The organism is Methanothrix sp. (assembly GCA_029907715.1).
Taxonomy (GTDB): domain Archaea; phylum Halobacteriota; class Methanosarcinia; order Methanotrichales; family Methanotrichaceae; genus Methanothrix_B.
This window is the reverse complement of the sequence record JARYLI010000011.1, coordinates 48,541-54,657: the sequence shown is the minus strand read 5'-3', so window position 1 is coordinate 54,657 and position 6,117 is coordinate 48,541. Positions and strand designations below refer to the sequence as shown.

General features: G+C 58.6%; 5 protein-coding genes. All 5 read right to left on the bottom strand.

The window, feature by feature from the left end:
• Nucleotides 1-280 (bottom strand): hypothetical protein (locus QHG98_07520; GenBank protein ID MDH7597567.1); only part of this gene is annotated, 280 nt, incomplete at its 3' end.
• 28 nt (nt 281-308) lie between these two features.
• A complete protein-coding gene (locus QHG98_07515; protein ID MDH7597566.1) occupies nt 309-1,457 on the bottom strand; it encodes a hypothetical protein in 1,149 nt (382 codons plus the stop codon).
• Nucleotides 1,457-2,653 carry a hypothetical protein gene (locus QHG98_07510; GenBank protein MDH7597565.1) on the bottom strand — a complete coding sequence of 399 codons (1,197 nt, stop codon included), beginning with the start codon at nt 2,651-2,653 and terminating at the stop codon, nt 1,457-1,459. Before QHG98_07510 ends, QHG98_07515 begins: the two co-directional genes overlap by 1 nt.
• Nucleotides 2,653-3,063: a hypothetical protein gene (locus tag QHG98_07505; GenBank protein MDH7597564.1), complete on the bottom strand. Its 411-nt coding sequence runs from the start codon at nt 3,061-3,063 to the stop codon at nt 2,653-2,655. Before QHG98_07505 ends, QHG98_07510 begins: the two co-directional genes overlap by 1 nt.
• A 6-nt stretch (nt 3,064-3,069) precedes the next feature.
• Nucleotides 3,070-6,117 (bottom strand): hypothetical protein, encoded by a 3,048-nt coding sequence (locus QHG98_07500; protein ID MDH7597563.1) that lies wholly within the window; start codon nt 6,115-6,117, stop codon nt 3,070-3,072.

Genomic DNA, 6,117 nt, shown 5'->3' with positions numbered 1-6,117 from the left:
GTTTTGTGATCGGTTTGTGCAGGTAGCTGTGCAGGCAGCATCCCAGGCGCGGGTCATATCGCTCGCCCTTCTTCGTCGCCAGCCACATCAGGATGCGCTGGCGAACGCATTCCGAGGGATCAGCGGTGATCTGCATCGCTCCGCTGGAGTTCAGAGCGATATCGAGCGCGCCGTGGCATCTGCACTCGCCCGTCTCGAAGATTCTTCCGTTCGTTACAAGGCATCCATACGCCATCTCTGTGACCTCCTCTCCAGGCCCGAAGACCGGAGCTTGCGCCATGCTACTCTCTACCACCTGATTCTGACTTCTACAACCACCCCTCAGCTCCAAGCCCGCAGCACGGGCCGTCGCCATGGCTAAACGCTCCGGACACGCTCCCGCACCACCCCTCAGCTCCAAGCCCGCAGCACGGGCCGTCGCCATGGCTAAACGCTCCGGACACGCTCCCGCTGCCTGACACACTCAGGTTTCCAGTCACGGACAGCCCGCCCTTTATAACCACGCCGTCTTTATGAACTTCGATCGCAGTCTCGCCATGCCTGAGCTCGATCATCCCGTGCGGCCATATCCGGATGTAGCAGTTCGGGATCTCAAGGTTCTCAATGACAACCTCTCCAACGCGCTGACTGTAGTGCCCTCGCAGTATCGCCCGCGCTCCGATGTGGTCATACGGGCTGGTGTGCAGCTCTATATCGCCGTTCTGCCAGAACACCATGTGCGAGCGCGGATCTTCGCGCACGCGGTTCTCAAGCTGTATGAGACCGTCGTCATCGAACCAGAACATCGACCCGCAGCGGTGGTGGAACTTCACTCTGTATTTCGGTTCCAGCTTCGAGAAGGTATTCCTGCCGAAGTACTTCAGGTACGTACATCCCTGGATTTTGTCTATGTTGTCGCATTTGCTGCAGTCCGGCGTCTGGTGCCCAAGCGGGCACTCGTAGCACCATACCTCGTCGAGCGAGTCGTGCCACCATTTATGACAGTCTGGCAGCTTCGGATCGGGGAACCACGTGAAATCAGGCAGGTCTCCAGCAGTCCTCTCCGGCGGCTCCCACTGCGCTCTTTTGTGCACGTAGTCGTAGCAGTACCGTGTCGAGTTCGGGCGGCACAGCGGCTCCTGCTCCAGGTTCGGGATCGTGCCCAGGACTATAGGCATATCGTCGTAGGGATGTGCGACCAGGATCATGTCACCGATGCGCGGTGTCCACACCTCCCCCTGGTACTTCCCGCTGTATCGTTGCAGGCAGAGCACCCTCTTTCTCACTATGTACTCGTCCTGCGGCTTCAGCGCCGGGATGCGGTGCTTCAGGAGCATCGTCACGTAGTTCCACTTCTTGTCCGCCGGATACGGTTCGACGTGCGGCTCCACATCGAGCACCTGGTAGACGTGCAGTCTTCCAATGTCAGATGCATCGTTTCTGGCTGCGTTGTCATACGTTCTGTTGCGGACGTTCATCATTCACCACCCGGACTCGTCAGCGCTTCGTTCAGTCGCTCAAGGTCTTCGTCGCTCAGCTCCACCACCTGGTCAGGGGCGACCTTATCGATCTCGACATATGATGAGCTCAGTGAATGCGTATCGACTTCGAGTTCAGAGACCAGCCCGGAGGAGTCGAGCGTGGTCACAGCCTTCACTACGATCCCGACTATCTTCATGCTCGGCCCGTACCGCGTGTGCTCAATGCAGTCAGCTCCAGGAATCCCGTAGCGGTTCGCTGGCGTGTACGAGACCACAGAAGCCACGGGCGGGATCATGCTCACCACCGTGGGTTTGCAGACATCCTCCCTGTCCTGGTAGTATATGTACAGGTTCTCTGCAACCTGCTTGCACCTAGCTGCGTTCGCCCCGATCAGGTAGACGGGCGGGGCGTACAGCACGCCGTTCTCTTCGAGCTCTTCTTTCGTCCCGACCTTCATATAGCGATGCGTCGGCGACTGCGACGGTATCGCCGCCCCATCCGGATCGGTGATCGGGTCGTGCGGCGAGCTCCCTATCACGGTGATCACGTTGCGGTATCCTATGATGTTCGCGTCCTGCGTTCCCCTCAGGAGATACCCGTCGAGGTTGATCGCATGGCGAGCAGCCTTGTTCGGATCTATAAAATAGAATGTATTATCTTCGTCCACAAAATATATCGCACCAGTGAGATCCTGCAGACGGTTGAACGCATTGAAGTAGTCGCTGCCCGCCTCGAACTTCATCCCGTTCTTCGGGATGTGCTTCACTGCTGTATCGATCACCCTGCCACCAGTCCACCCGTAGTCGTTCAGCAGGTCGTTCACGATTCTATAGACGTTCAGCTCCTCCGCCGAGTACTGATACGTCTTCTTCAGGTTCCCGGAAAAACCACCGTGCGTTCCAGACGCCTCGATCTTGCATATGTCTTCGTGCACAGAGACCTTCTGCACGTGCCCCTCGAACCACTTCCACTCGCGCGTCTCTACTGTCACACATTTGTCTTTCGTGACCGTCACGCTGCACGATATCGGGTCCTCGGGCACGAACGCCCCGTAGAACTGCTGCCGGCAGTTCACGAGCTCTATGTCTATCTTGTTCGCCTCCGACGGGACATCAGAGCATAGCTCGGCGCGGATCGACTTCACGTATTCTGACACGTCCCAGCCCGCGATCTCAAGGTGCGGCTTTATCATCAGTCGTTCGCCTCCCGGAATCGGAGCGTGACTCTCTGCTTCGCGTCCTTGGTACCACCCTCCTGGGTCACGTCCTTCCCGACCAGGTACATGCACAGGGTCTGGAAGTACGTCTTCACTACGTGCGGCCCGCCGCGCATGACGCGGACGGCTTCGAGCAGATCCCGCTGCAGCGTCACGAACTCTATCGTCAGCGTCCACAGCCCGTAGTCGTTCAGGCACTGCGTCTTCGGGCGCGTCCCAGGGCAATCGTGCTCTTTCACGTTGTTCTCCTGAGACCACTTGATCCGCACCGGGTTCGGGCGGCTGCGGTCTGGATTCTCCGGGTCAAACTTTCCCAGCTCCAGGCTCCCTATCTTGACCTGGAACGGCGCTTCATCGGGTGATTCTTTTATTATTATATCTACCACCAGAGCTCACCCCCTGTAATGGCCTATGTTTCTCATCATCAGTTCCTCAAGCCGCGATCTGAGCGCGCGGAACAGCTTGTCCGCCAGGTCTTCGATATCGTAGTCGCTGTCTATACGCGCCTCACCGATCAACGGCCCGTTGATCTCGATCCCGCTCACGCTGGAGAGCGCGCTGGCTGTCTCGCTCTGCTTCTCAAGAATCCGCTCAAGCGAAGTCGACTCCCTCACGACTTCAGCGGGCACGATCTCCTCGCCTCTGTGAGCGAGCACGAGGCCTGTCTCGGTGATGATCCCTCCTGTCTGCATCGCAGGTACGGCGTTCTCAGCGGGTTTAGGAGCTGTGCCACCACCGGCGGTTTGTTCTGCGGACTGCACGCTGCCCTCACTAGCTGCGGCTGGTTCAGCGGACTGCACGCCCCCTCCGCCTATGCGGTACTGCTTGCTCCCTATCGTGACGGTCATCCCGCCGCCCCATAGCCCTCCGACCATCGCTCCCAGCGTATCTTTCGCTGCTCCCAGCGCGGCTAGCGGGTTCACCTGCGCTGTGACTCCCGCGCCATAGTTGCCCTCAGCGGCTTGCTGCGCCTGGTTCATCGCCCCAGTCAGCGGCTGCTGGATCGGTTCGGGCGTGCCCTCAGGCGCGTTCACCGCGCCACTCTTCGGCACCTCGCTCGGTGGCAGCGTCATCTTCGGCGGCGCGTAATTCTTGATGATCTTGATCAGCTCCGGCGAGATCTGCTGAGCAAGCTCTGCTGAGGGAGTTATTCCAAAGAACTCCTGCAGGTATGCAGCTCTGAGCAGGTCGGTGCCATACACGTCGCCATAGTCCTTCAGCAGGTTCCCGAACGCTTCTTCGACTGCCTTGCGGTCGAACTCTGTGACCCCAAGCCGCCCACCGATCCTGCGGGCTTCGTTGAGATGCGTGTCTGTGATGTGTGCTGGTCGGTTCTCGGCCCCGACAGGAGCTCCGACAGCGTAGCCCGCCAGCCAGTCAAGCCCGCGCTGGTACTCTTCTTTCGATTTGGCAGTGCGCTTCATCTCCTCCCCGAAGCGCTGCTCAAGCTCGCTGCGTGCGGTCTCGTACACCGACTTACGGCGCTCTGTGTCCCCTCCGAGCCCCAGGATCGACTTCAGGCCGTTCACGATCCCGTTCACGATCTTATCGGGAAGCGATACGACCCACTCCCAGAACGATGTGAACTTTATGAACAGCCCGCGCAACCACTCCGCCCACGGTCGGAGCAGGTTGTAGATCGCCTCGATCCAGCTATTTATAAGCTCGATAAAGGCGACCCCGAGCTCGCTGTGCGAGAGGAGCTGCTTGACGAACTCGATGATCTTCGAGATCGCAGTGAACGCCATGCCGATCGGGGTCAGCGCCAGCGTCAGCACCCCGCCTCCGGACAGGTTCAGGCCTCCCAGCGCGTTCTTCAGCGCGTTGAACGCCCTGCTGAGGATATGCGTGCGCTGCTCCACCATGTACAGCACGACAGCGATTGCCATCAGAGCCAGCAGCAGCGGATGAGCTGCTAGCGCGGTCATCGCCCCGCGCAGCACTCCAAACGCTCCGGCGACGGTCTCGGTCGTGATCCCCAGCGCTCCAAGCACCCCTGTCATCGCCATAGCGGCTGCCGCCACTGCAGCGATGCCCGACAGGACGGTGAGCAGTATCAGAGCGAGCGCGGCGAACTCCTTCGCTCCGGGTATGTTCTCCAGCACCCACGAGAGCGCTGCCATTGCTCCAATGAACAAGTTGATATATGGCATAAGCCCCTCGCCTAGCGTCTTCGCTATCTCCCGGAGCACTTCGTTGAGCTTCGCGAACCCGGACACTTCAGGCTTGAACTCTGCGAGCGTGCCTCCTCCCGGCAGCTCCTTTGTCTGATATGCTCTCTGAAGCTCTTCGGTGATCAGCATCCCGTAGATTTCATCTTCAGACATCCCGCGACGCTTGTAATACGGCCTTTCCGCCATCTGAGCCGCTTTTTCACGCAGTCTTTCGAGATCTACGATCTGACCAAGCCCAGGCAGGATGTTCTTTATCATCTCCTTCCTGCCCTCGAATATCGCCTGCGCGACTGCATATCCAGCATCAGCGGCCCCTGTTTCTCGTATCGACTCTTTCTCCAGGATCTCGACCAAGCTTTTCGCCTGCTCGGCTGTGATACTTTTTGACCTGCGGATAACATCAGAGAATGCTACCGCGCGACCTTCTGCAGTCGCACCTGCTATTTTGTCAGCTTCGCTTGCCCATTCTCTTACTGCATCCGCTACTTCCGGCCCACGCATCGTCGCGATCGCCCCTAATGTGGTCTCAAGCGAATCGAACGCCTGCGCTGCACCCCAGATGGCTGCTGAACCGCCCAGTGTTCCAAGGATCGTGCTTATGTCAGAATCTATATCTTTCAGGTTCTTTCCAAGCTGCCCTATCTTCTGGATGCCGGTAGTCATCGATGTAGATATCGCATGTCCTAGCTGCCCGAACGCGGACTGCACCCTCCCAACGGCACTGTGTACGACATCGAACGCACTGCCAGTCCGTGAGACTGCACCCAGCATCGTGGCTCCAATCGACGATATACGGGTCTGCATCGTGCTTATACTGGACATTGTCGAGGATATTGCAGTCGCTGCCTTGGTCTGTGCAGAAGTCATCGAATTGGTAGCGCTGGAGACGGCGCCAGCCGCCTGGCTGGTGGTAGATGATACAGCTTCGATCGCACTGGTCGCGGCACTCTGCACGTTTTCCATAGCAGCAGCCGTTCCCTGCATGGCGCTGCTTATGCTGGACGCTGCGACCACAGCCGTGCTGGACATCTGCTCTATAGTCTCAGACGCTGCATCAGAAGCATCGTCCACCGACTCGATCGCGCCAGAAACTGCTTCTGCGAAGCTGTTAGCGCTGGCCACAGCACCAGATGTCTGGAGGTTCAGGCTCGCAGCTACTGTTTTCCCACTGAGCTCGGCTACCTGTCTCTTCAGATCCTGAACTTTCTGGATCACCTGCTGGTTCTCAAGAACCAGTCTCAGTACCAGAGATCTGACTGCGTCCAT

Excerpts from the sequence above, each read along its gene's own strand:
- QHG98_07515 (MDH7597566.1), bottom strand. The coding sequence starts at position 1,457 with ATGAACGTCCGCAACAGAACGTATGACAACGCAGCCAGAAACGATGCA.
- QHG98_07510 (MDH7597565.1), bottom strand. The coding sequence starts at position 2,653 with ATGATAAAGCCGCACCTTGAGATCGCGGGCTGGGACGTGTCAGAATAC.
- QHG98_07500 (MDH7597563.1), bottom strand. The coding sequence starts at position 6,117 with ATGGACGCAGTCAGATCTCTGGTACTGAGACTGGTTCTTGAGAACCAG.